Here is a 24760-nt window from a genome sequence, read left to right on the forward strand (position 1 = left end):
TTTTTGGAAGGTGTTTTCTCAATGAAGAGAAAAAATGTGGAATTTGGAGAAAAAATAAGAGGTTGGCGTATTTGAAAGATAAAGGGGGGAACAGCAAAACACTTAATTTTGTTCTGACAAGAGAGGGTTAAGTATTTAGTCACCTCCTTTCTTGTTTTTATTGTAACAAGAAGAACAATATTACAACGTAATGTTGTTGTGAAAAAAAGCCTTGTTTCATTAAGGGAACGTAAAGATTGTTAACACTGTGGAAAAAAACAAGAGTAAGTACCTATATCCTGCTCTATCTAGAGAAAGGGGTTAGTTCATCTATTCTATTGTGTTTATACGAAGTTTGAAAAATAAAAGAGAAACCTTGACTAACGCTAGGTTTCCCTTCTTTTTTCGATGATTATGCTTTTTTTTGGGATGATGATAAAATGAATCCAGTAATGAACGCTACTCCAAAGAAAGTGATAAGAAAGAGAAAAGGAGAATTCACTGTTCCAAATGCAACTTCATGTTGTACGGTTTTTGCTTTTTGGAAAATAATCGGTTCATAATGCCATGTTTTTATAACACTAACCATTGTTTCTCCTACTAGATAAGTTAGATGAAGGGCAAACGAAATAACCAATGCTTGAATAACGGTTTTCAATGTAACATACCCCTTTCTTAGCCTTTAATCCTATAATAAAGAACATTTGGATTGTTGTAAACAAACGATACTTGCTAAAATATTGGTCTTCTTTGTTCATGGATAAGAGAACTGATAAAGGATGGCTATATAAAATCGGAAAAAGCACCTCAATCTATGATGAAAGGTTCTTTTCGAAAAAAATTTTATGAATAAGTTTGTCTGGAAATTTGCATAAAGGTATTTGGATTTGTTACAGGAACAAATCCAAATTTTTTATATAAATCATGAGCATCGAGCGTTGATAAAATAAAACGACGAAGTGTTTTAAATTCTGGGTAACTTAAAATAACCTCGATTAAAATTCTAGCCAATCCTTGGCCACGATATTGTTCTAAGATGAAAACATCTGCTAAATATGCAATAATGGAAAAGTCACTAATAATGCGTGCAAATCCAACTTGATTCGGTTTATCAACCTTATTTTTTTCATATACACCAAAACAAATACTAGCATTATCAATGGATTTATTAACTAATGCGCGATCAATTCCTTTGGCCCAGTATGCTTTGGTTGATAAGAATTCAAATACTACCTCTCGATTGATTAATTGTGTGTCTGTTGAAATAAAAAAGCCCTCATTTTGCCATAAAATATGTTTCCTTTCTTCCATTTTTCTAATTCCCCACCTTGTAGTATTTTATCCTTCGTTAATAGGCAGTAAGACTTTCACTTAAATATGAGATAACCTAAAAAGTGAAATGTGGTATCTCCCTGCGCCAATCAAAGTTCGGATGTCCCCTTCTTGATGTGCCTTAAAGGAAAGAACCTCCTCATTTTTGGTGATACGAAGATATTTTTTACGTAAAAGATTTCGTATGATTGATTTATTAAACGAAGGATTATTCTTTTGTTATCAAAAGTTTTGCTATATGTTTTCCATTCTACTATGAAAAAGGAGAAAATCAACTATAATTATTCAGAAAATTCTTTCAAATTCTTAAAAATTAAATATTCCTTAAATTTCTTTTTTCTAGGCATTTCTTTCATATGATAAAGGTAGAATGATACATTGAGGAGCGGAAAAGTATGCCTGCTATTTTAGAAATGATGGAGAAGGAAAAAACGGTTCAAGAATTATTTGAAAAATATTCTCATAGAGTATATAAAACAGCTTTTTATATTGTAAAGGATCCTTATTTAGCTCAAGATGTTGTGCAAGAAACGTTTATTAAAGTGTATAAAAATTTAGATAAAGTAAAAGATAAAGATAAAATTAGTTCTTGGTTAACGACTGTGACGACTACGACCGCCATTGATGAGGGACGAAAACGAAAAAGATGGAACGAACGAACAACTGATGACGTGTTAATAGATAATAATGAACCTAAAAAACAGTCGATGTCAGTGGTGGAAAAGAAAGTAGAAGAGTCGGATACACAAGAAATGATTTATCATTGTTTATTTAAACTTGATCCAAAATTTAAAGAAGTATTAATGCTTAAATATATTTCAGAATTAAAAGATAAAGAAATCGCAGAAGCGTTAGAAATAAATTTAGGTACGGTTAAATCACGACTCTACCGTGCTAAATTAAAATTTAAAGATGTTTTACGCCATCACTGTACGGAGTAAAAGGAGCAAGGATGATGAAAAAAATTGATCATCAATATGATCAATGCATGAAAAAATGGTTAAAAAAAGCGATTGATTCATGCCCAAGTCCTCAAAAATCAAAAGAAGAGATGTGGCAAGAAATAAAAAGCAAAGTCCTTGAAAAATAAGACTTTGCTTTTTTTTCTTTAAAAATATGTGTACAATAAACGATAATGAATGATGAAGATAGGGGACAATTGTATGACAACAAAAGTTATAAAAACAGATTTAGAAATTGCGCAAGAGACAAAAATGAAACCTATAAAAGACATTATTGAACCATTAAATGTGCAAGAACATGAGTGGGAGCCATATGGACATTATAAGGCGAAGCTATCTTTAGATCTTTTTGAGCGGTTAGATCAAGAAAAAGATGGGAAAGTTATCTTAGTTACTTCTATTAATCCGACTCCAGCCGGGGAAGGAAAGTCAACGGTAACGATTGGATTAGGACAAGCATTAAATAAAATTGGTCAAAAAGCAATTGTTGCTTTAAGGGAACCTTCTTTAGGACCAAATATGGGGATAAAAGGTGGAGCAGCTGGTGGTGGTTATGCACAAGTAATGCCGATGGAAGAAATTAATCTCCACTTTAATGGAGATTTTCATGCCATTACGACAGCGCATAACACCGTTGCTGCAATTCTAGATAATCATTTACATCAAGGAAATGAATTAAATATCGATACGAGAAATATTGTGTGGAAACGTGTATTAGACTTAAATGACCGTGCGTTGCGTAACATCGTGATTGGTCTAGGCGGGAAAAATCAAGGGGTGCCACGCGAAGACGGTTTTGACATTACCGTTGCATCGGAAATTATGGCTATTTTATGTTTAGCTACTAGTGTAGAAGATCTTCGCAAACGATTAGGAGAGATGGTCGTAGCGTACAATATGGACGGGGAACCGGTAACCGTAAAAGACTTACAAATAGAAGGGGTTTTAACGTTACTGTTGAAAGATGCAATTAAGCCAAATGTGGTGCAAACGCTTGAGCATACACCAGCCTTCATTCATGGTGGACCATTTGCCAATATCGCCCACGGTTGTAATAGTATTATTGCAACAAAAATGGCAGCAAAACTTGCAGATTATGTCGTGACAGAAGCTGGCTTTGGTGCAGATTTAGGAGCAGAAAAGTTTTTAGATATTAAAATGAGAGAAGCAAATATGCAACCAGCGGCGGTTGTCGTGGTTGCAACCATTCGAGCATTAAAAATGCATGGAGGGCTTGCAAAAGACCAATTAAAAGAAGAAAATGTAGCTGCGTTGGAAGCTGGTTTAAGCAATTTGAAGAAACATTTAGAAACGATTGAATCTTTCGCTGTTCCTTATGTTGTTGCCATCAATAAGTTTATAACAGATACTCCAGCAGAAATTCATTTTTTAGAAAATTGGTGTGAAAAACACCGTGCCCCAGTAGCATTAACAGACGTATGGGGTGCAGGTGGCGAAGGTGGAAAGGAATTAGCAGAAAAAGTGATGTCTGTCATTGAATCAGAAGAAAATCTTTATGCACCTTTGTATGAACTGGACGCATCATTAGAAGAAAAAATGAACACGATTGCTAAAAAGGTATACGGAGCGGAAGGTGTTGTTTTTTCAAAAAAAGCAGAACAACAGTTAGCGGAATTTAAAAAGTTTGGTTGGGATCACCTTGCTGTTTGTATGGCAAAAACACAGTATAGTTTAACAGATGATCCTAGTTTAATCGGCCGACCAGAAAGATTTTCTATTACTGTTCGGGAACTGCGTCCTTCTGTTGGAGCAGGCTTTATCGTCGCGTTAACTGGTAATGTATTAACAATGCCTGGATTACCTAAAAAACCAAATGCATTAAAGATGAACATAACTGAAGATGGAAAAGCTATCGGCATTTTCTAAACAAACAAAAAAATCGTATCATGTATCGATACGATTTTTTTTATTTGTATTTTTTTCAGGAACTAAGTCAACACCACCAGGATGGAATGGATGACATTTTAATAGTCGCTTAATGGTAAGATATAACCCTTTCCATGGTCCGAACCGTGAAATCGCTTCATACCCATAGTGTGAACATGTGGGATAAAACCGGCATGTCGGTGGTTTGATGGGAGAAATAAATTTTTGGTAAAAACGAATAATAGCAAGTAAAAAACGTTTCAAATTAAGAATCTCCTTTACTCCATTTACCGATAGATAGATGATACGTATTCATATATTCTTTGTAATGAGAAATCCCCATAATTTTTTCAAAAAGTTGTTCGTAAAAAAATGGATGACCGACTGTATCTAATGTTTCCAACCGACATTCTAAACGAATTAATTCAGCAAGTAAACCTGCTTCCCAAAATAGTCGTTGATACATGCTTACACCATATGTACTAATAAATGGTTTAAAGGAAGTAACAAAACTCATCGTTAAACAACTATTTTTTATAAAAGGGTCTTCTATGCAAATATCACTAATCATTTCATCAAGAGAAGCTTCATACAGAAGAAAGAAGCGGTATTTAGAAATTATTTCTTTCCATTTAAACTTTATCTTACATTGGCTCCGAAAGGAAGTCATTTGCTTATCATTTAAAAATAAAAAATATAAACCAGGTTTAACGCCAGTAACTCGATTAATAAAAATGGCGAACTGAAGTGACTCTTTCCAAGGCAGCCATTCATGCCGCAAATGAAGAAGTGTCGTCACTAATGATTGTAAAATTTGTTCAAACGTTTCATATGGCATGATGTACGTTTTGTCAAAGTGAGTACCTTGTTCCAACGATTGCACACGTCTTCGTTCTAAAATTTTTTTCTTTTCTACTTTTCTTCGTTGTACCAACGGTTGTAATAATTGTTTATGCGTCAGTTCTTGTAAAGTTTGTGCAATTTCATTACATGGAGAAATGCGATGACGCTGTGTCGGTGGGCTGTGTGGTAGTACAGTAGGAATAGGTATTCCTAAATTAGGTTGAAAATTTAACACACATTCACAACGCTCTCCAGAAGTTACATTTAACAACTCATCCAACATAGAAGGATGAAAATGAGAAATTAATTGACCATGGAAATTTAATTGTTGGCCAATAATTAGAAAGTTCGTAAGCAAGTGTCCAACATCTATTTGAAATTTTTTGAAATGATAATGTTTGAAAGCTTTATTAAATTGACTTGTGATACAAAGAAACCAATTTGGTTTTATCATCCCTTTTGTAAGTATTCCCCATTCTTCTGTTGATAACGTACGAATTATTTCGATTGTATGTTCCTCTGCATCATATTTTCCGATAAAGGGATAAGCTGATAAAGGTGGAAGGGCTGCTGAAATAATATAACAAAATAAAGGGGCTGCTTCGAACTGAGGATGAGATTTTGTAAACGAATGATGGGAGTAAAACAACAGTTGACTTAATGTTTGAACCGTAAAACTCGGTTGAATGGAATTATTCATATGGCTGTAATGATACAGACGAAATAAACGATCGACAGGCATTTTAGGAAGAAGAAAGTGAGCGTTATTCCGCCTTTTCTTTTTTTCTTTCTGAATATGTGGTACAAAATTTTTATTTTCTTTATAAGAAAGTTTAGAAGCTTCATGAAACATAAACAATTGCTCAATTTGTTGCTGGAACATTTCATATCATCCTCTCTACAAACTTTACTAAAATTATACAATATTTTTAGTATTTTGTAAACTTATAGTTTATTTCCTTAAACGAAATCTTTTGTAAGGGGGGGTTCCTGACTATTGACGAGGAATAAAAAAGTAAAAACTAGACGAAACATGTCGCCTAGTTAGGTGGGGAACTTCCTGTTTGAAGTGTAATATAATCGATGACTCTAGTAAAAATGACAATGTCATTTGTAATTAAAAATGCTGGTAACAACAAAAAAGCTAACAATAATGCTAGTAAACAAGCCAAAGGAACACCGATGAGTGTTTTTGCTTTAGACATAGACTACACGCTCCTTTCTAACATTTACCGTATAATAAAGCCTATTGTGAATAAAAAGAAAGAGAACAAAAAAATATTTTCATAAAGAAAAACGAAGTAAAAACAGTTGACGTTGATAATCTTTATCACTAAAATGGTAATAGATAAAAAGGAGGCCGTTTCGTATGGTACTAGCGGATTTTAAAGCAGAAACAAACGTACGTATTTTAAATTTAGGAAATGTAACACCAATCGTAAAAAAAAGAATGAATGATTTAGGATTAATAGAAGGGATAGAAATATCTTTATATAGAGTATTGCCATTTAAAGGTCCAGTAATCGTTGATTGCCAAGGACAAACAATAAGTTTTCGGTACAATGACGCGAAGTGTATTGAGGTAGAAGCAGTATGAAACAATATGCATTAGCAGGTAATCCAAATACCGGGAAAACGACACTTTTTAATGCGCTTACAGGTTCTTATGAATATGTCGGAAACTGGTCAGGGGTTACTGTTGAAAAGAAAATAGGTGAATTAACGAATAAATCAGGAAAATTAGTCGATCTTCCAGGTATTTATTCATTATCTCCTATTTCAAAAGATGAAGGAGTTGCGACGCAATTTTTAATGAACGAATCCTTTGATGGAATCATTAATATTGTAGATGCTTCTCAATTGTTACGAAATCTACATTTGACAATTCAATTAATTGAAATGAATCGCCCGATATTACTTAGTTTAAATATGTTAGATGTGGCATCTGCGAGGGGCATTACTGTTAATACAGAGAAAATGGCAGAAAAATTAGGTGTGCCTGTAATACCTGTAGTAGCACGAATTGGGAAAGGATCAGATGATGTACTACAAGCACTTAGTCACTTTGAAAATAAAAAAAGAGCAAACTTTCAGCTAGATTATGGCGAAATTGTAGAACAATCCATCAAACGATTATCCGTTTATTTCCAGAATCATAATCTTTCAAAACGATGGTATGTTCTTCAGCTTCTAGATGAAAATATGGTTGTTTGGCAACAAGTAGAGAAACAACTTTCAAAAAAAGAGATATCATTTATTAAAAAAGAGATAGAGGCATTAAAACAAGCATTACATGTTCCTTCGATGAGTCAATATTTATACCAAGTACGTAATCATTATATTAAAGAATTATTATCCGAAGTAGTAATTAAAAATGAAAAATTTCATAAAAAAACATTATCCAAAAAACTAGATGCTGTTGCGACGCATCCTATTTTTGGAATTCCATTGTTTTTAGTTATTTTATTTTTTATGTTTAAAATTACGTTTGAATGGATTGGGACACCGTTATCCGATCGTTTAGATGCCTTTTTTAGTGGACCATTAACCGATTGGACTATTCAGTGGTTAACAGCTATTGGTGCAAACGATTTTATTCAAGATGTTGTGACGGATGGGATTATCTCTGGGGTTGGCGGTGTGTTAGTCTTTGTTCCGCAAATATTTGCACTTTTTTTCTTTATTTCATTTATTGAAGATAGCGGTTACATGGCAAGGGTTGCAGTTGTAATGGATCGTTTTATGGAGAAAATCGGCTTAAACGGAAAAGCGCTGATTCCACTGATTATTGGATTTGGATGTAACGTTCCTGGAGTAATGGCAACTAGAGCAATTGAACAACCGAAAGAGCGGCTATTAACAATTCTTATTTCACCATTAATGTCCTGTTCGGCTCGACTAGCGGTGTATGCTTTATTCGTTTCTATGTTTTTTACAGAAAAATACCAAGCAATTGTTATTTTAAGTTTATATGTTTTAGGAATTGTCGTTGCTATTATTGTTGCTAAATTATTTTCGGCATTTGTTTTAAAAAATGAATCGAGTGTTTTTGTGGTAGAACTCCCACCTTACCGTATGCCTCATTCGAAAACATTGTTTCGTAGTACATGGGATAAAGGAAAAGGATTTGTAAAAAAAGCAGGAACATTTATTTTAGCAGGTTCGATTATCATCTGGTTATTAGGTTACACGGGGCCAGGAGGAATCGATGTAGCGGTAGAGAATAGTTTTATGGCATTAATCGGTGGGTTATTTGCGCCACTATTTATTCCATTAGGATTTGGAACATGGCAAGCAGTTGCATCGCTCATTCCAGGTTTTCTAGCAAAAGAAGTAGTAGTTGCTTCTATGAAAATTATTTATGGATTAGAAGAGGGGGCGAAAGATGTCGCGTTTCAAACCGTATTAATGTCGCATTATACACCGTTAAGTGCATATAGTTTTATGGCATTTATATTATTATATGTTCCTTGTCTTGCCACTGTGGCCGTGATACGAAGAGAACTCGGATCAAAAAAATGGACATTTATTGCTGTAACGTATGCATTTGTCGTAGCGTATGTAGTGTCACTTATTATTTATCAAGGTGGTCGTTTGATTGGTCTTGAATAGGGAGATGATAACAAATGATTAATATTTTATTAGGTGTTCTTATTTTTGGATACGGTTTTTATATGATGTATCGATTTATAAAAAAAAGCAAAGAAGGTATCTGTGCATCATGTGGTTCTAAAAATAGTTGTATAACTAACCATTGTGAACCAACTTCTAGATCATTTTACGATGATTATCGAAAAAACAATCCAATTACAAAATAAAAGGGAAAACGTGATTCATGAATCACGTTTTTTGTTTAGAAAGAAATCATTTTATTTTTGGACGATATTTGATATATTAAATACGGTAGGGGGTGTAAAAATGGAGAAAGGTAAAAGTTGCACGATTGGATGTAAAATTCCAAAAACCAATAAGAGAATTGCTATTTGTCCAGGGAAAGTTGCTTGGGTTTTTGTCATCCTCTTTTTTTTATATCAAATTATTGCGTATGCATAAAAATGTAACTCAAAACCCCTTCCACGGTTGGAAGGGGTTTATTTTAAACTAGTTATCAGTTTTTCTGCTAATCATATTACAAGTAACGCATTTTTAAAGAATTCCGTAATGAAAAGGAAATTTATAAAAAATATCCACACTTATCCACAATTGATAGAGTTACCTTTTTACATTCTTTTAACAAAAAATCTAATTAAATACAGAATTCCTTTAATATTTATACGTAATGATAGTAACGAAGATAAAAGGAGGGATATGATGTCTGTTTTAAAGAAAATTAAAACATTGGAGCAATTAGAAGTCTTAGTATTTAAAGAAGGATATGAATTTGAAAGTAAGGAGTCAAAATCGCTAGTTTTTTTAATGCAACCTTTGGAGTCCAATCAAATTCTTTTTCGCACAATAGATGGACAACAAGTCATTACATCTGTATCTAATCTTCATAAATATTTTATTGGAGTAAAAATGCCTTTTCCAATGACCGGAAAAATATATTATTGAGATGAAAAAGAGTCCCTTAATACATACTTTAGATGACGTGAACTTCGCTTATCAAATCAAAGATTTAGAAAATACTTCTATTGATTTAAATACGCAAAACAAACAGTAAGCTAAAAGTTTTTTCTTACGAGAAGCTGTAAACCGTACGTAAAGGAATGAATGAAGCCAATGTCTGCTGTGTTCTTCACGTAAGCGATGGAACTTTTCCCGTCACTTCTGACCATATCTTTTTTAGGTATGGTTTTTTATTTCACGCATGAAATGGCGTGCATCAATGTTATAGATTGCTAAAAAATCCGTATGATACGTTTTACTGTTTTTGAATATAGCCCCGTCTCTGCGTGTAGTTCTTGTCCCTTCTTCTTACCCATCTGTATGATGAGTATTGACTTTTGCTATGCGCATTCCAAAATAGTGAGCCATTTCTTTACCTATACAATTTTTCGCACCGTAACAAGCTTTTAGTACACCCAGATTTGCTAAAAACTTAAATACTATCACATCCTTGCGTACGGATGATTTCAGCAGTCAAATTCACTAAAATATAATGTTGTAGCCCATCTATACGATACCAGTAGCGAGGAATAGAAGCATATTTTGTGAAACATTTAAATTTTTTACATAATTCAGTCATGATACGAACTTGGTCTTTTTCTCTTGATTGATAAATTTTAGTGCAAGGACAGTTCCATCTGCGTTTATGACATAGCAAACCGTAGAGTTCGTTAAATCTAAATCAACCGCACAAATGACTGTGCTTGGATAACTAAAAAGCAAAAATGGTCACATTTTGGTCACGAAACATATATAAATGTATAAAATATGGTGAAAAAATTATCTTTAAAGAAGTACATAAAACAAAGAAATACGACTAATGATAAAGGAATGTAAAATGTGATGACAAAAAGATGTATAACAAAAACTTATTGATTTCGATAATTTTATTGGAATTTACTTATGACACGAATGTATGATAAGCTATAAATTGCGATATTAACCGTTGTTTTTAAAAAAATAGGTAAAATCGCTTTCATTTTTTCGACAAGTTTTATATGCTAGAGTAGAGATAATTATTAAAGGAGGTAATACATAATGACACAAGACGTATTTAATGCTCGTAAGTCATTTGAAGTAAACGGTAAAACGTTTAACTACTATAATCTTCAAGCTCTTGAAGATGCAAAAGTAGCGGAAGTTTCTAAATTACCTTATTCAGTTAAAGTACTTTTAGAAGCTGTATTACGTCAATACGATGGACGAGTAATCACAAAAGAACACATTGAAAACTTAGCGAAATGGGGAACTGATGGAGTAAATCCTGAAATCGACGTTCCGTACAAACCTTCTCGCGTTATCTTACAAGACTTCACAGGTGTGCCAGCAGTTGTAGATTTAGCATCTCTTCGTAAAGCAATGGCAGACATGGGTGGAGATCCACAAGAAATTAACCCAGAAATTCCAGTTGATCTTGTAATTGACCACTCAGTACAAGTTGATAAAGCAGGTTCTGCAGATTCATTACAATTCAACATGGACTTAGAATTCGAACGTAACCAAGAACGTTACAAATTCTTAAGCTGGGCACAAAAATCATTCAAAGATTACCGTGCGGTTCCTCCAGCAACTGGTATCGTTCACCAAGTTAACCTTGAGTACTTAGCTCCAGTTGTACATGCGAAAGCAAACGAAGATGGAACATTTGAAACATTCCCAGATACATTATTCGGTACTGACTCTCATACAACTATGATCAACGGTATCGGTGTATTAGGATGGGGTGTTGGTGGTATTGAAGCAGAAGCAGGTATGCTTGGACAACCTTCATATTTCCCAGTACCTGAAGTGATTGGTGTTCGTTTAACTGGTCAATTACCAAGCGGTTCAGTAGCAACTGACCTTGCGTTAAAAGTAACACAAGTATTACGTGAGAAAAACGTAGTAGGTAAATTTGTTGAGTTCTTCGGACCAGCAATGAAAGATCTTCCACTTGCTGACCGTGCAACAGTTTCTAACATGGCTCCTGAATATGGTGCAACATGTGGATTCTTCCCAATTGATGATGAATCATTAAACTACTTACGTTTAACTGGCCGTTCAGAAGAACAAGTTCAAATCGTTGAACAATATTGTAAAAACAACGGTTTATACTACAACGAAAACGTTGAGCCAATTTTCACAGACGTAGTAGAAATCAACTTAAGCGAAATCGGAACAAATCTTTCTGGTCCAAAACGTCCACAAGATTTAATTCCTTTAGAAAAAATGCAAGAAGAGTTCAATCGCGCTTTAACTGCTCCTAACGGAAACCATGGTTTAGGTTTAACAGAAGCAGAAAAAGAAAAAGAAGTTCCTGTAAAACTTGCTGATGGACGCGAAGGCGTAATGAAAACAGGTGCAATTGCAATCGCTGCAATTACAAGCTGTACAAACACTTCTAACCCATCTGTAATGTTAGGCGCTGGACTTGTTGCGAAAAAAGCAGTTGAAAAAGGATTAGTTCCTCCTGCATACGTTAAAACATCATTAGCACCAGGTTCAAAAGTTGTTACAGCTTACCTTAAAAACTCAGGATTACTTCCTTACTTAGAGCAAATTGGCTTTAACATTGTAGGATATGGTTGTACAACATGTATTGGTAACTCTGGTCCATTACTTCCAGAAATCGATAAAGCAATTGCTGATAACGATTTAGCTGTTACATCTGTTCTTTCAGGTAACCGTAACTTCGAAGGACGTATCCATCCATTAGTAAAAGCTAACTACTTAGCATCTCCACCATTAGTTGTGGCATATGCATTAGCTGGTACTGTTGATGTTGATCTTAAAAACGATCCTATCGGTAAAGATAAAGATGGTAACGATGTATTCTTTGATGATATTTGGCCAACAGCTGATGAAATTAAAGAAGCAATCAATAACTCTGTAACACCAGAAATCTTCGAAGCTGAATATGCAAATGTATTCGAAAGTAACGCAGAATGGAACAAAATTAAAACATCTTCTGATGCTTTATATACTTGGGATGATAAATCAACATACATTCAAAACCCACCATTCTTCGAAAACTTATCAAAAGAAACAAAAACAATTGCTCCATTAACTGGTTTACGCGCTCTTGCAAAACTTGGTGATTCAGTAACAACTGACCATATCTCACCAGCAGGTTCAATTGCAAAAGACTCACCAGCAGGTAAATACTTACTTGAAAATGGTGTAGAAGTTAAAGACTTCAACTCTTACGGTTCTCGTCGTGGTAACCATGAAGTAATGATGCGTGGTACATTTGCGAACATTCGCATCAAAAACCAACTTGCACCTGGTACAGAAGGTGGATGGACAACATATTTACCAAACGGTGAAGTAATGTCTATTTACGATGCTGCTATGCAATACAAAGAAGACGGTACAGGTCTAGTAGTAATCGCAGGTAAAGATTACGGTATGGGTTCTTCTCGTGACTGGGCAGCAAAAGGTACAAACCTTCTTGGTGTTAAAACAGTTATCGCTGAAAGTTTCGAACGTATTCATCGTTCAAACCTTGCATTAATGGGTGTTTTACCACTTCAATTTAAACAAGGTGAAAGTGCTGAAACACTTGGTTTAAATGGTAAAGAAACATTCGAAGTACAAGTTGATGAAAATGTTAAACCTCGTCAATTAGTAGCTGTTAAAGCAACAGACGCTGAAGGAAAAGTAACAGAATTTGAAGCAATCGTCCGTTTCGACTCTGAAGTTGAAATTGACTACTACCGTCATGGTGGTATTCTTCAAATGGTACTTCGCGAAAAATTAGCTAACGCTTAATAATAAAATGTGATGATCATTCGTGATCATCACATTTTTCTTTTTACACGCCTTATGAATGTGCAAGAAGGCTACCATGTCAAAATGCTAAGGGTTCTTATCATAAGCTGCATTGCTGCGTATGATAAGAATATTCCATCCTGCAATCCATTATATGCTTTTCATCTAAGGATGAGCGGTCTAGGCGGTATATAAGTGGATTAAATCATTTTAGCAGGAACTTTTTACGGATGGAAGATTTTTTGATAAAAAAGTAGACGCTTCTTCACACTAAACTTCTTTTCAAGTCTGCGATGATGATCGAATGTTTTCACTTTATAATACATCGCTTTAAACAATTTATAAAAAAAGTAATCAATATGTTAGGAGTCGTATTAAAATTTCAATTACCATATTTATAATATAAAATATTTCATTATCAGATAAATCATTTACCTCTTAATCTAAAAAAGTGAATAAAACAAAATTTTATATCAGCAGTGGGTTCGCTTTTCGTACATTGTTGGTGCTCCAATTTTTTAAAAAGAGAAGGAACCTAATTCAAAGTGAGACAAAGAAAAAAATGTTCCATAACTTTATTAGTTAAAAACAATACAGAGAATCAATTTTTTGATAGAATAGTGGGGGGAGTATTTTATTGGAGGGGAAAGTATGCCAGAAACAATTCAAATTGGTCCTTTATTTATCCAAATGGATTGGTTGTACGCGTTAATAACAATCGGATTGGCACTTTTTTATATAAAAAAACAAGTGAATGCAAAAGAAATAATTATGAATACATTGGAAAATAGTTTGTTTATTGTTTTTTTATTTTGGAAATTTTCTATATATTTATTTCAACCGAGTTTAATAAAACAACCATTGGGGCTCCTCTATTTTAATGGAGGAAGTAAAGGGTTAACATTAGGATTAATAGCAGCTATTTTATATGTGGGATATAAGTGTAAAAAATCAAATTGGATTATCCGTGATGTACAAATTGTGATTGAAAGTATCTTTTTAGGTTTTTTTATCTTTTCTATCTGTAATGTAATGCAGCAAAATAGTTCCATTGTATATTGGGGACTAATATTGACTATAGCAGTATTGATGTGGGGACTGTTGAAGTTTAAAAAACAGCATGTTTATCAGGCTTATTTATGGTTTACTGCCATGATTTTTGCGGTAGAATTATTGTTAAACAACGGACCGACAAGTTTTTTTGGGTTTACAACTATTCAAGTTAGTTTAATTGCCGGGATGTTTTCCCTTACAATTCATTACTTTGGAGAGAAAGAAAAACAAGAACAGGATTTATCTATACCAGCTAATCAGAATTCACGATTAGAAAGGAGACGATTAAAATGAAAAAAATGATTCCTATTTTGATTATTGTTCTATTAATTGGAATTACCGTATATAATCAATGGGACAAAAAGCAAAAGTTAGAAGATGCTACGACGGAAACAGCCAAAACTTCTGAAGCTAAAAACACTACTGTTGGTTTAGAGCCGAATCAAACAGCGCCCAATTTTGTATTGAAAAACATGCAAGAAGATGTTGTACAATTGTCTGATTACAAAGGAAAAAAAGTAATGGTGAATTTCTGGGCAACGTGGTGTCCTCCTTGTCGAGTAGAAATTCCAGAATTAAATGTTTTTTATAAAAATAAAAATGAAAATGAAGAAATTTTAGCAGTAAATTTAACAACAGAAGAAAAAAGCCCTAGTGCGATTGAAGAATTCGTACAAGAATATGAAATGGAATTTCCAATTCTTTTAGATGAAAACGGGAATGTAGGCAAAATGTATACAGCATTTACGATTCCAACAAGTTATTTTATTGATTCTAATGGAAAAGTTTATTACAAACATGTTGGTCCTTTAACAGAAAGCCAAGTTCGTGATATTTTTGATGAAATGAAATAACGTGATACGATTATAGTGGAATTTTTCAATATTTTCGTAATTGTTAATTATGAAAAAAACTCCACTTGGTATATCCGATGGTTGTGTAGGCAAATGGGATAGTTAACATTTGGTTTGTCACATCTTGCATGTTTTGTACATAACATTCTTTTTCCTACATAAGGAAAGAAAAAGACAAGTGGGTATTTTATTTTTCTATTGATGGATGGGAAATTCCCATTTAATGTGATATACTGATAACAGTACATGACAAGAGAGAGGAATTATATGCTAACAGTTGAAACAAAAGTTCCGGTTCGTTATGCGGAAACAGATCAAATGGGTGTTGTGTATCATGCTAATTATTTAATTTGGTTTGAAGTGGCACGGACGGAACTCATTCATGAACTTGGATTTGATTATGCAAAAATGGAGCAGGATGGAATCGTCTCTCCTGTAACAGAAGTTGAAGTATCTTATAAACGACCAGTGTTATATGGGGAAACAGCGTTGGTTCGAACATGGATTGAATCATATAACGGGTTAAAAGTAGTGTATGCGTACGAAGTATATAATGAAAAAGAAGAACTTTGTGTTACAGGACAAACGGTACATATTTGTGTAAAAAAAGATTCTTTTCGTCCAATTGTTATAAGAAAGTATTATCCAGATTGGCACGAAGCGTATGAAAGGGCTAAAAAAAGAAAACTACTGTGAGCACAGTAGTTTTTTATTTTTCATCTAGAAGATAGAAAGAAGGTTATTGGATGAAAATTGTTTTTTCTTCTTTACAGTGGTTCGCGTTTATAATGGCAAGTGTGATTATTGCACCTTTATCGGTTGGTGTTGCTTTTCAACTAGATGTGGAACAAATAGCAAGTTTGTTACAACGGTCATTTTTTGTTATTGGGCTTACATCTATTTTGCAAGTACTGTTTGGTCATAAATTGCCTATTATTGAAGGACCAGCTGGTGTTTGGTGGGGAGTGTTTTTAATATATGCGTCCGTTGCTGTGGAAATAGGAGATAGTACGGTCATTTGGCAACAATTGATGATGGGCTTGATTATTAGTGGATGTATCTTTATTTTTCTTGGAGCCTTCAATCAATTAAATCGATTAATAACTATTTTTACCCCATTAGTAACAGCTACTTATTTATTGTTATTAATGGGACAATTAAGTGGTCCGTTTTTAAAAGGAATGCTTGGTATTGGCTATTTTGATACATCTATGAATGCTAAAGTAGCATTAGCCTCGATAGCGATATTAATCATGTCGATTCTTTTTTCAAAAAGTAGGTGGTCGTGGATTGGACGGTACTCTATTTTATGGAGTCTTTTGCTTGGATGGGCGCTTTTTTACGTATTAGGATTGACGAAACCTTTAGCAATAAAAGCAGCAGGTGTTTCAGTATTCCCAGAAGTATTTCCATTTGGTTTACCACAATTTAATTTAGGCATGCTTATTACTGTTATTATCTCCACATTATTACTTTTAACAAATATGTTAGCAAGTATAGAAGCGATGAATGCAGTGATGGATGAAAAGAAAAAAAACGTTCGATATCGTCAATCAAGCATTGTTATGGGAATCAATCAGATAATTGCAGCTGTTTTTTCCAGTATGGGAAATGTCCCGATTTCAGGTTCAGCGGGATTTATTTTAACGACTAAAATGAAACGCAAATTGCCATTTATCATTGGATCACTTATTATGTTATCGATTAGTTTTATCCCATCATTGATGATTATGTTAGCATCCATACCTGCACCAGTAGGGTATGCCACAATTTTTATCGCGATGGCAAACATGGGGGCTTTAGGTATTAGCGAACTTGTCAAATCCCAACCATCTTTTCAACAATTAGTTATTGTAGGAATTTCGTTAATGGTAGGATTAGGGGTGAATTATATTCCGAATGAGGCGGTTAGCCATTTACCAATGTCTATTCGAACAATTGCGAATAATGGTTTAATTATTGGTGTGATTACATGTATCCTTTTACAAAAGAAAACGACAAATAAGGAAAAAAGCGTTGAATCCTAAGTGATTCAACGCTTTTATTTTTCTATTTTGTTAATGCCGTTTTCATTGTTTCGATATTTTCGTTCATTAACGCTACATAATCTTTCTTCTCTTTATAATCTTCTTCTGTTAAAGAAGCAAGGTTATGTAGGCGAAGTGTTTTAGCGCCAATTTCTGTTTCAATTACTTTTGCAACTTTTGGCGTAACATTTTGTTCGTAGATCACATACTTAATATCTTTTTCTTTTGCAATCTCAATTATCTCCGTTAATTGCTTTTGAGAAGGTTCATTTGTAGACGATAGTCCAGCAATTCCAATTTGCTCTAGTCCATAGCGATTTGCCCAGTATCCATATGCTTTATGAGACACAATAAATGCTTTTTGATCTGCTTCTTCTGTTACCTTTTTAAAGTTTTCATCGATATTTTGTAAATCTGTTTTTAATGAAGCGAAGTTCTTTTCAAATACTTCTTTTTGCTCTGGTTGTTTTTTTACTAATTCGTTTTTAATGTTCTCAGCCATATCAATGGAAAAGATAGGATCAAGCCAAACGTGCGGATCTACGTTGCCATGATTATGTCCTTCGTGTTCATCTTCTTCGGTTGCTTCGTTTTCATGCCCGTGTTCATCAGTTGTAGCTTTGCCTTCATGGGCATGGCTATCTGCTGTTACTTCTAATAACTGAATACCTTTTGAAGCAGTGACGAATGTAACATTTTCATTTTTCATGGAATCTTCTAATTTTTCTACGAACATTTCAATGCCACCACCAGATTCAATGAATAAATCAGCTTCTGCCACTTTTGTTAGTTCTTTAGACGTTGGTTCAAACGTATGGGCATCCCCACCGAATGGCATCATGTTATTCACTTCAACATATTCTCCACCAATGCGTTCTGTAAAATACTGAAGTGGATACAAAGCTGTATATACAACAATTTTGTCTTTGCTGTCTTTACTAGCTATTTTATTTTCTTTTGAAGAACATCCAGCTAGTATTAAAATAAGTGCAGAAAATAATGCAAAAGCACTTAAGCCATATTTGCGAAACATAAAAAGCCCCCTTTCTTAAATCATCATTCAGAATGTATTATATCGGAACGATTACGATTTGTAAACAAAACGTCATTGACAAAAAGAAGAAACTCTACTACATCGTAAAACGTAATTATTACGATTTAAGAAGTGGTATTATAATGAAAAGGATTCCTGTCACAGTATTAAGTGGCTATCTAGGTTCAGGAAAAACAACATTACTTGAATATATCCTTCATCATACACATGATATGAAGATTGCATTAATTTTAAATGATATGAGCGAAATCAATATTGATGCAACACATATAAAAAATCAAGTAGATATTAATCGTACGGAAGAGGCTTTTGTCGAGATGACAAATGGGTGTATTTGTTGCACGTTGCGTGACGATTTAATTAAGTAAAAAGAATTGCTGAGAATGGAGATATTGATTATATCTTGATAGAATCAACAGGTATTAGTGAGCCAATTCCAGTTCCACAAACGTTTCTTTACGAGGATGAGGAATCAGGAATTTCGTTAAGTGATTTTACAACATTGGATACAATTGGCAATCTTTTAAGGATAAATTTCCTGCGTTCGTTGAAAAAAAATCGCATCTTCTTATTAAATGTACATAGCAAGATTATGAATAGATAGTATCTAACAAAGAACTGCTATTATTTGAATCCTCATCTTTTTCTCGCCCTTCTATGATAAACAGAAAAAATAGTTCTAGTTTTGAAAAAAACTTCATATATTAACAAGTATGGAGGGATGAAGATGGGAGAGGTGTTATTATTTTTAAGCGTGTTTTTACTATCTATTGTATTATTACTTCGAATCGAATAAATTTGGTTCTTTATCCTTTTTTTGGTTTCATAATAAAAAAAGGGAGAAACTGTTCGGGTGGAACCTTTTTAAAATTAAAAACAAACTTCTATTAAGTGTAGATTGAAATGTGATATTGTAGGGAAGGAATTATTGTTATAGTAGAAAAATAATGGTAAAAATCGAAAGTTTCATTTAATATGAATCGGAATATTCAGAAAAAACCGAACTATATTTTTATATCTATATAAATGGTTCGGTTTTTTATTTATTATTCTCTTTTCTTCTATTTTTATTTGTATTATAATACTATTATCATAAAATAAAAACTATTTTAAAATATTTTGTAGCTCGTATAATTGCAAGAATATGGCTTGCGAGTCTCTACCGAGTCACCGTAAATGACTCGACTACGGGTGAGGTACTGCTATGCCTGATTAATCTTTCAGGACAGCTTTGCATAAAAGCACAAAAACAGTCTTCACATTCGTAGAGTCTGTTTTTGTGTTTTTTTTCGTAGTTTAGTAGAGGGGGATATTCATAATGGAAGCTTTAAAGAAAAAAATGAATGAGGAAGGAATTATTTTATCGGACACAGTTTTAAAAGTAGATTCCTTTTTAAATCATCAAATTGATCCACAATTAATGCATGAAATTGGATTGGAATTTGTAAGTCGATTTTCTAAAGAAAAAATCACTAAAATTTTGACAATTGAATCTAGTGGAATTGCTCCAGCTATTATGGCGGCAAATGAGTTAAAAGCACCGCTAGTTTTTGCTCGAAAAAGAAAATCGTTAACATTAACAGATGACTTGTATACAGCTGAAGTATATTCTTTTACAAAACAAGAAACAAACACAATCAGTGTTGCTAAGAAATTTATAAAAAAATCAGATTCTATTTTAATTATTGATGATTTTTTAGCAAACGGACAAGCTGCGTTAGGATTGGCAAATATTGTGAAACAGGCAGGTGCAAATGTTGTAGGAATTGGAATTGTAATTGAAAAAGCATTTCAAGGTGGGGCAAAAAAATTACAAGAAGCTGGGTATCGAGTAGAATCACTAGCAAGAATAGCTTCTTTACAAAATGGGAAAATAACGTTTGTTGAGGGAGAACACTATGAAACAATCTAAAGGGAAAATTTTTTCGTTAGGTTTTCAACATGTTTTAGCGATGTATGCAGGGGCTATTATCGTTCCATTAATAGTTGGTGGGGCATTAAATTTAACCCATGAACAATTAACGTATATTATTTCTATTGATTTATTTATGTGCGGGGTTGCGACATTACTTCAAATATGGAGCAATCGGTTTTTCGGTATTGGTTTGCCAGTCGTGCTCGGATGTACCTTTACAGCTGTTGCACCAATGATTTCGATTGGACAAGATTTTGGAATGACATCGATTTATGGAGCAATTATTACTTCAGGTATTATTGTGTTACTTATCTCTCGTTTTTTTGGGAAATTAATTAACTTTTTTCCACCAATTGTTACAGGATCTGTCGTTACAATTATTGGACTTACATTAATTCCTGTAGCCATTAATGACATGGCTGGTGGAGTGGGGAATCCTGAGTTTGGTTCTTATTCTAATTTATTGTTATCTTTTGGTGTTTTAATTTTTATTATTTTTCTAAATCGCTATGCAACAGGATTTCTAAGAGCTGTTTCCATTTTGTTAGGAATTGTTGTAGGAACAATCGTCGCTGCTTTTTTTGGAAAGATTGATCTATCACCAGTAGCTGAAGCTGGTTGGTTTCATGTGGCACAACCATTTTATTTCGGTGTACCAGAGTTCCATATTTCTAGTATCTTAACAATGACATTAGTTGCAATCGTTAGTATGGTAGAATCTACAGGTGTCTTTTTAGCACTGGGTAAAATTTGTGACAAGGAAATAAATGAAAAAGATTTAACAAAAGGATACCGTGCAGAAGGTATTGCCACTATTCTAGGTGGTATTTTCCAGGCATTTCCGTATACAACTTATTCTCAAAATGTTGGATTAGTTGAATTATCTGGTGTGAAATCTAGAAAAGTGATTGCTACAGCAGGTGGAATATTAATTATTTTAGGATTATTACCGAAAGTAGCAGCATTAACGACTATTATTCCAACTGCAGTTTTAGGTGGAGCAATGTTAGCGATGTTTGGAATGGTAGTTGCGAGTGGAATTCGGATTTTAAGTCAAGTGGACTTTACGAATCAATATAATTTGTTGATAGTTGCCATTTCTGTTGGGATTGGATTAGGTGTAACAGTCCAACCTGATTTATTTGCTAAACTACCAGCTTCTATTCGAATTTTAACGAATAATGGGATTGTAGCAGGAAGCTTGACAGCCATATTTTTAAATATTATCTTAAATAGTAAACACAAAAAAGCAACAACATAATCACGAATCATAACGAAGTAATGGGAGAACGCTATTAATGTGGCGTTCTCTTTGTTCATATTTTTGTCACAATTAAAAGTGAAAAATTCTTGAAAAACAAAAAAAAATCGTCTAAAGTTATGTTCAGTGACATATTGTTAGACTTTGTGTTATTCTAACATTATGTAAAGGTGTGATGAAAATGTTAGCTAGTGAGCGGAGAGAAAAAATAAAAACGCTAATTAAAGAAAAAAAACATTTAAAAATTTCAGAATTAAGTGAGTTGCTAGAGGTTTCAGAAATGACGATTCACCGTGATGTAAAGTCACTTGTAGAAGCAGGAATTGTTACTAAAACATTTGGCGGAATTCGTTTAAATGAACAAGAAGCATCGGCAATCACTAATAATCAATGTGCAGTATGCCACCGTCCAATCCATGACTTTTTATCGTATCGGCTAATTTTAGAAGATGGGACTATTGAACATATGTGTTGCAGTCATTGTGGCCTAATCCGCCATTTTCAAAAAGAAGGTCAAGTTATCCAAGCTATTTGTACTGATTTTTTATTACATACGACCATTTCTGCGGTAAATGCTCATTTTGTATTAGGAACATCTATTGACTGTCAATGTTGCCAGCCTCAAGTTTTACCTTTTGATAAAAAAGAAGATGCGGAAAAATTTGTGAAGGGGTTTGGCGGTGAGGTATATACTTTTGACAAAGCGATGGACAAAATGGTGTCGCAAGCATCATGCTCGTGTTGTCATGCAAAAGAAGATAAATAATGAGGGGGAAACAAAAATGAAAAAGAAAATGTTGATTGGTGTAAGCGCGCTTATGTTAATGGTTGCTGCAGGTTGTGGGAATGCTGAAGAGACAAACAAAGAAAAAACAAATGCAGAGACGAAACAAGAACAAAAACAAGCGTACACATTTGATTTGAAAGTAAATCCAGAAAATCCTGTTTCAGGTGAGTTCAGCACGTTTACAGTTGATGTAAAAGGTGGAGAAAAACCTGAAAATGTTTATCTTTATATCAACATGGAAGGCATGAACCATCCTATTGAAGGAACGATGAAAGAAAAAGGTGACAGGAAATACGAACTTGATTTACCTGTAGCAATGGGTGGAAAATGGTATGCTGTTATCCGTGTATTAGATAAAGACGGAGAGGTAGTACAATCTGAAAAAATTGCGGATGCATTTGAAGCAACTGGTGATCACGCAATGAAGTATATGAAAGGTTATAACGCAGACAAACCAAATGGTGGCTTAGATGAAAATGCAGAAATGAACAATGACAACATGGATCATGGAGAAATGAATAACGAAAACAATGAAAACCAAGAACAAAATATGAACCATAACTAATAGCTTACATAAAACGACATTGTCTTTTACAATGTCGTTTTTGTATTTTTTTTATCTTTCATGCATATCGTAACGGTAAGGAAGGAGTGAAGCGAAATGGCGAAACATTCGTTTATCGATGCGCTTACAAGCGAAGGATATCAATCGAGAATCCATGATGTAATGAAAGAAGTTCAGACGATGCATTACGTAACTGGTTCTTACGGCCTATTTCCGTATCAACTAATAAAGGAAATTCAATGGGATGAAAATGAAGAGGTGGAGTATTTTCATTCTTTTTATTATCCAGAAAAAGTGATTGGTTTTTTACACCCTAGAAAAAAGAAAGCACTCCTTTTTCATCGCCCATTATGGAAATACCCTGTCGCAAAGGAAGTTATTTTTTCATTAGAAAAATGTATCGAACGAAATAAACTGCCAAAAAATGTAACTGAAATGATTAATTTGAAATACCAGCATGAAAAGGTATGCTGTACGTACTTAAAGAAAGCAAAAGAAATTCATTTTCAAAAAGAACATATTTACCGTACTTCTCTCGATTTTCAAAAGGCTGATTCTTTAGCTGATTCATTAATTAAAGAGGTATTTTTAGAAAAAGTAGAAGCGACAAATCAAGAAGTGAAGCAGCGTTTTTTTGGTACTTTTACTGCAAAGGGGCCGATTAATTTTCTTGATTCTATTACGAAAACAGTGAAGCAACGCTATATCATTCATGGACGATCTGGTAGTGGAAAATCAACGTTAATGAAAAAAATCGTGCAAGCAGCTCGTGATAGAAAAGAAAGTGTAACGATATATCCGTGTTCTTTCGATCCGAAAAGCTTAGATATGGTTGTTTTAGAAGACCGGTTGATCGCTTTTATCGACGGAACTTCCCCTCATCCGTTATCAAAAAGCAGAGAAGGTGATGTTATTGTCGATACGTTTGAATGTTGTATGGATGCTTCGGTGGAAAAAGAATATCAAGCAGATATAGACAATGTCACAAATGAATATAAAAAAATGATAGCTCTAGCTAGACATCAATTAGAGTTAGCTGTAGAATTGCAAAGAAAAATAGATGAGTCATATGAACAAGCACTTATTGAATATCGTTATGAAAATGTTAAAAACATGTTAAATTTATCTTTTATTAACGGGTAGGATAACCCCATTTCAAAATGTTAAGGTAAGACCGAAAAATAGTTAAATGGGGAATCAAACTTCCTGTATCCAACTACGATGGGCTAACGACTTCAGTAGCTGGATGGTTCTATGAAAAAATCACTCATCCCACCATCTATCCTATGCTTGTCGTCCATGAACGAGCGCCCTCTGCTTTTTTGAGTGCATCTAATCATCAATGAGGGAAGTGCGAAAACTCTTATTGATGGAAGATGTTTTTATTGCAAATTGAGTATATACCCTTCATTCATTAAAATAATGTTAATTTTATGTAAATCCACTCAATTTTTTGACGAAATACGGTAATATAATGGTAGAAAATCTTGAATGGAGGGTAAAAATGGCCCATAAAAGTCATAAATATGTCGAATTACGTGCTTATATGCAAATGACTTATGTTGCAAAATATCGTTTGATGAAATTAGCAGATCAAACAATTTTTTATAACCCTATACCATTTTCTACATTTAAAGAAATTTTAAAAGAAAATAAAGTAGTTCGGGAAGAAAATATTCGCTATGTTTCTAAAATGTATCATGAACACCATGGAATAGAAATGAAGTATGGACATAGGGAACTAGAAAAGAAATCATTTTCGATTATCGAACGCGCTTTTGAAATAGGGCTACTGAATAAAAAGGACCTTCTTATCTCAGAGGAAGAATGGTTAGCCTATCAAGACTCTTTCGTTTGTAAATAAACAGCCATTTGTACCAATG

25 protein-coding genes, 1 pseudogene and 1 riboswitch are annotated in these 24760 nt (G+C 33.7%); of the genes and pseudogenes, 20 read left to right on the top strand and 6 right to left on the bottom strand.

Annotated features, from left to right (window positions below; translation table 11 throughout):
- Window positions 1-391 precede the first annotated feature (391 nt).
- Together BN1372_RS06540 and BN1372_RS06545 are read right to left on the bottom strand one after the other, a co-directional pair.
- On the bottom strand, window positions 392-637 hold the full coding sequence (locus tag BN1372_RS06540) for a hypothetical protein (protein WP_062198037.1): 246 nt from the start codon (window positions 635-637) through the stop codon (window positions 392-394).
- 185 nt (window positions 638-822) lie between these two features.
- The gene (locus tag BN1372_RS06545; RefSeq protein ID WP_062198038.1) at window positions 823-1290 is read right to left on the bottom strand and encodes a GNAT family N-acetyltransferase; all 468 of its coding nucleotides are present in this window, start codon (window positions 1288-1290) and stop codon (window positions 823-825) included.
- A 416-nt stretch (window positions 1291-1706) separates the two neighbouring features.
- Here BN1372_RS06545 and BN1372_RS06550 point away from each other — a divergent pair, with 416 nt between their 5' ends.
- The 3 genes from BN1372_RS06550 to BN1372_RS06555 all read left to right on the top strand — a co-directional run bounded on the left by BN1372_RS06550 (window position 1707) and on the right by BN1372_RS06555 (window position 4160).
- Window positions 1707-2252: an RNA polymerase sigma factor gene (locus BN1372_RS06550; protein WP_062198039.1), complete on the top strand. Its 546-nt coding sequence runs from the start codon at window positions 1707-1709 to the stop codon at window positions 2250-2252.
- Between the two features lie 14 nt (window positions 2253-2266).
- Window positions 2267-2401 (top strand): hypothetical protein, encoded by a 135-nt coding sequence (locus BN1372_RS15665; protein ID WP_267902245.1) that lies wholly within the window; start codon window positions 2267-2269, stop codon window positions 2399-2401.
- Window positions 2402-2474: 73 nt separating this feature from the next.
- Window positions 2475-4160 (top strand): formate--tetrahydrofolate ligase, encoded by a 1686-nt coding sequence (locus BN1372_RS06555; RefSeq protein WP_062198040.1) that lies wholly within the window; start codon window positions 2475-2477, stop codon window positions 4158-4160.
- Between the two features lie 18 nt (window positions 4161-4178).
- Here the strand turns inward: BN1372_RS06555 and yidD are convergent, their stop codons facing one another.
- The 3 genes from yidD to BN1372_RS15155 form a co-directional block, all read right to left on the bottom strand.
- On the bottom strand, window positions 4179-4424 hold the full coding sequence (gene yidD, locus BN1372_RS06560) for a membrane protein insertion efficiency factor YidD (protein ID WP_062198041.1): 246 nt from the start codon (window positions 4422-4424) through the stop codon (window positions 4179-4181).
- 1 nt (window position 4425) lies between these two features.
- A complete protein-coding gene (locus BN1372_RS06565; RefSeq protein ID WP_062198042.1) occupies window positions 4426-5886 on the bottom strand; it encodes a nitroreductase family protein in 1461 nt (486 codons plus the stop codon).
- A 157-nt stretch (window positions 5887-6043) separates the two neighbouring features.
- Window positions 6044-6208 (bottom strand): hypothetical protein, encoded by a 165-nt coding sequence (locus BN1372_RS15155; RefSeq protein WP_154662974.1) that lies wholly within the window; start codon window positions 6206-6208, stop codon window positions 6044-6046.
- A gap of 164 nt (window positions 6209-6372) precedes the next feature.
- Between BN1372_RS15155 and BN1372_RS06575 the strand changes: the two genes are divergently transcribed.
- The 10 genes from BN1372_RS06575 to BN1372_RS06615 all read left to right on the top strand — a co-directional run bounded on the left by BN1372_RS06575 (window position 6373) and on the right by BN1372_RS06615 (window position 17295).
- On the top strand, window positions 6373-6600 hold the full coding sequence (locus BN1372_RS06575) for a FeoA family protein (RefSeq protein ID WP_062198044.1): 228 nt from the start codon (window positions 6373-6375) through the stop codon (window positions 6598-6600).
- On the top strand, window positions 6597-8615 hold the full coding sequence (gene feoB, locus BN1372_RS06580; RefSeq protein ID WP_062198045.1) for a ferrous iron transport protein B: 2019 nt from the start codon (window positions 6597-6599) through the stop codon (window positions 8613-8615). The genes BN1372_RS06575 and feoB overlap by 4 nt, the downstream gene beginning before the upstream one ends.
- Window positions 8616-8629: 14 nt before the next feature.
- Complete coding sequence (locus BN1372_RS14580; RefSeq protein ID WP_074018142.1) at window positions 8630-8821, top strand: FeoB-associated Cys-rich membrane protein; 192 nt, start codon at window positions 8630-8632, stop codon at window positions 8819-8821.
- A gap of 100 nt (window positions 8822-8921) precedes the next feature.
- Window positions 8922-9056 carry a hypothetical protein gene (locus BN1372_RS15670; RefSeq protein ID WP_267902246.1) on the top strand — a complete coding sequence of 45 codons (135 nt, stop codon included), beginning with the start codon at window positions 8922-8924 and terminating at the stop codon, window positions 9054-9056.
- Between the two features lie 258 nt (window positions 9057-9314).
- Complete coding sequence (locus BN1372_RS06590) at window positions 9315-9557, top strand: hypothetical protein (RefSeq protein ID WP_062198047.1); 243 nt, start codon at window positions 9315-9317, stop codon at window positions 9555-9557.
- Window positions 9558-10646: 1089 nt separating this feature from the next.
- Window positions 10647-13361 carry an aconitate hydratase AcnA gene (acnA, locus tag BN1372_RS06595; RefSeq protein WP_147515348.1) on the top strand — a complete coding sequence of 905 codons (2715 nt, stop codon included), beginning with the start codon at window positions 10647-10649 and terminating at the stop codon, window positions 13359-13361.
- Window positions 13362-14012: 651 nt separating this feature from the next.
- Complete coding sequence (locus BN1372_RS06600) at window positions 14013-14708, top strand: hypothetical protein (protein WP_062198049.1); 696 nt, start codon at window positions 14013-14015, stop codon at window positions 14706-14708.
- Entirely contained in the window at window positions 14705-15268 is a 564-nt protein-coding gene (locus BN1372_RS06605) for a TlpA family protein disulfide reductase (protein ID WP_062198050.1), read from the top strand. The genes BN1372_RS06600 and BN1372_RS06605 overlap by 4 nt, the downstream gene beginning before the upstream one ends.
- A gap of 267 nt (window positions 15269-15535) precedes the next feature.
- Window positions 15536-15964: an acyl-CoA thioesterase gene (locus BN1372_RS06610; protein ID WP_062198051.1), complete on the top strand. Its 429-nt coding sequence runs from the start codon at window positions 15536-15538 to the stop codon at window positions 15962-15964.
- Window positions 15965-16014: 50 nt separating this feature from the next.
- A complete protein-coding gene (locus tag BN1372_RS06615; protein WP_062198052.1) occupies window positions 16015-17295 on the top strand; it encodes a purine/pyrimidine permease in 1281 nt (426 codons plus the stop codon).
- Between the two features lie 22 nt (window positions 17296-17317).
- Here BN1372_RS06615 and BN1372_RS06620 read toward each other — a convergent pair whose 3' ends face one another.
- Window positions 17318-18328, bottom strand: a complete 1011-nt coding sequence (locus tag BN1372_RS06620) for a metal ABC transporter solute-binding protein, Zn/Mn family (RefSeq protein ID WP_062198053.1) — start codon at window positions 18326-18328, stop codon at window positions 17318-17320.
- A gap of 143 nt (window positions 18329-18471) precedes the next feature.
- Between BN1372_RS06620 and BN1372_RS14950 the strand changes: the two are divergent.
- From BN1372_RS14950 to BN1372_RS06655, 7 genes and pseudogenes are all read left to right on the top strand, one after another.
- A pseudogene (locus BN1372_RS14950) lies at window positions 18472-18863 on the top strand (GTP-binding protein); the annotation flags it as partial.
- Window positions 18864-19455: 592 nt separating this feature from the next.
- Window positions 19456-19557, top strand: a riboswitch (purine riboswitch).
- A gap of 110 nt (window positions 19558-19667) precedes the next feature.
- Entirely contained in the window at window positions 19668-20261 is a 594-nt protein-coding gene (locus tag BN1372_RS06630) for a xanthine phosphoribosyltransferase (RefSeq protein WP_062198055.1), read from the top strand.
- A complete protein-coding gene (locus BN1372_RS06635) occupies window positions 20248-21525 on the top strand; it encodes a nucleobase:cation symporter-2 family protein (RefSeq protein WP_062198056.1) in 1278 nt (425 codons plus the stop codon). Before BN1372_RS06630 ends, BN1372_RS06635 begins: the two co-directional genes overlap by 14 nt.
- Window positions 21526-21706: 181 nt before the next feature.
- Window positions 21707-22291, top strand: a complete 585-nt coding sequence (locus BN1372_RS06640) for a DeoR family transcriptional regulator (RefSeq protein ID WP_062198057.1) — start codon at window positions 21707-21709, stop codon at window positions 22289-22291.
- 16 nt (window positions 22292-22307) lie between these two features.
- Window positions 22308-22877 carry a hypothetical protein gene (locus tag BN1372_RS06645; protein WP_062198058.1) on the top strand — a complete coding sequence of 190 codons (570 nt, stop codon included), beginning with the start codon at window positions 22308-22310 and terminating at the stop codon, window positions 22875-22877.
- Between the two features lie 96 nt (window positions 22878-22973).
- Complete coding sequence (locus tag BN1372_RS06650; protein WP_062198059.1) at window positions 22974-24020, top strand: ATP-binding cassette domain-containing protein; 1047 nt, start codon at window positions 22974-22976, stop codon at window positions 24018-24020.
- A 361-nt stretch (window positions 24021-24381) separates the two neighbouring features.
- A complete protein-coding gene (locus BN1372_RS06655) occupies window positions 24382-24741 on the top strand; it encodes a hypothetical protein (RefSeq protein ID WP_062198060.1) in 360 nt (119 codons plus the stop codon).
- Window positions 24742-24760 lie beyond the last annotated feature (19 nt).

The organism is Massilibacterium senegalense, assembly GCF_001375675.1.
Taxonomy (GTDB): domain Bacteria; phylum Bacillota; class Bacilli; order Bacillales; family Massilibacteriaceae; genus Massilibacterium; species Massilibacterium senegalense.

Coding starts and splice junctions, on each gene's coding strand:
- feoB (WP_062198045.1), top strand. CDS start 6,597: ATGAAACAATATGCATTAGCAGGTAATCCAAATACCGGGAAAACGACA.
- BN1372_RS06565 (WP_062198042.1), bottom strand. CDS start 5,886: ATGTTCCAGCAACAAATTGAGCAATTGTTTATGTTTCATGAAGCTTCT.
- BN1372_RS15665 (WP_267902245.1), top strand. CDS start 2,267: ATGAAAAAAATTGATCATCAATATGATCAATGCATGAAAAAATGGTTA.
- BN1372_RS06610 (WP_062198051.1), top strand. CDS start 15,536: ATGCTAACAGTTGAAACAAAAGTTCCGGTTCGTTATGCGGAAACAGAT.
- BN1372_RS06605 (WP_062198050.1), top strand. CDS start 14,705: ATGAAAAAAATGATTCCTATTTTGATTATTGTTCTATTAATTGGAATT.
- BN1372_RS06635 (WP_062198056.1), top strand. CDS start 20,248: ATGAAACAATCTAAAGGGAAAATTTTTTCGTTAGGTTTTCAACATGTT.
- BN1372_RS06555 (WP_062198040.1), top strand. CDS start 2,475: ATGACAACAAAAGTTATAAAAACAGATTTAGAAATTGCGCAAGAGACA.
- BN1372_RS06630 (WP_062198055.1), top strand. CDS start 19,668: ATGGAAGCTTTAAAGAAAAAAATGAATGAGGAAGGAATTATTTTATCG.
- BN1372_RS06640 (WP_062198057.1), top strand. CDS start 21,707: ATGTTAGCTAGTGAGCGGAGAGAAAAAATAAAAACGCTAATTAAAGAA.
- BN1372_RS06650 (WP_062198059.1), top strand. CDS start 22,974: ATGGCGAAACATTCGTTTATCGATGCGCTTACAAGCGAAGGATATCAA.
- BN1372_RS14580 (WP_074018142.1), top strand. CDS start 8,630: ATGATTAATATTTTATTAGGTGTTCTTATTTTTGGATACGGTTTTTAT.
- BN1372_RS06615 (WP_062198052.1), top strand. CDS start 16,015: ATGAAAATTGTTTTTTCTTCTTTACAGTGGTTCGCGTTTATAATGGCA.
- BN1372_RS06645 (WP_062198058.1), top strand. CDS start 22,308: ATGAAAAAGAAAATGTTGATTGGTGTAAGCGCGCTTATGTTAATGGTT.
- BN1372_RS06545 (WP_062198038.1), bottom strand. CDS start 1,290: ATGGAAGAAAGGAAACATATTTTATGGCAAAATGAGGGCTTTTTTATT.
- BN1372_RS06655 (WP_062198060.1), top strand. CDS start 24,382: ATGGCCCATAAAAGTCATAAATATGTCGAATTACGTGCTTATATGCAA.
- BN1372_RS06590 (WP_062198047.1), top strand. CDS start 9,315: ATGTCTGTTTTAAAGAAAATTAAAACATTGGAGCAATTAGAAGTCTTA.
- BN1372_RS06600 (WP_062198049.1), top strand. CDS start 14,013: ATGCCAGAAACAATTCAAATTGGTCCTTTATTTATCCAAATGGATTGG.
- BN1372_RS15155 (WP_154662974.1), bottom strand. CDS start 6,208: ATGTCTAAAGCAAAAACACTCATCGGTGTTCCTTTGGCTTGTTTACTA.
- BN1372_RS06575 (WP_062198044.1), top strand. CDS start 6,373: ATGGTACTAGCGGATTTTAAAGCAGAAACAAACGTACGTATTTTAAAT.
- BN1372_RS06620 (WP_062198053.1), bottom strand. CDS start 18,328: ATGTTTCGCAAATATGGCTTAAGTGCTTTTGCATTATTTTCTGCACTT.
- BN1372_RS06550 (WP_062198039.1), top strand. CDS start 1,707: ATGCCTGCTATTTTAGAAATGATGGAGAAGGAAAAAACGGTTCAAGAA.
- BN1372_RS15670 (WP_267902246.1), top strand. CDS start 8,922: ATGGAGAAAGGTAAAAGTTGCACGATTGGATGTAAAATTCCAAAAACC.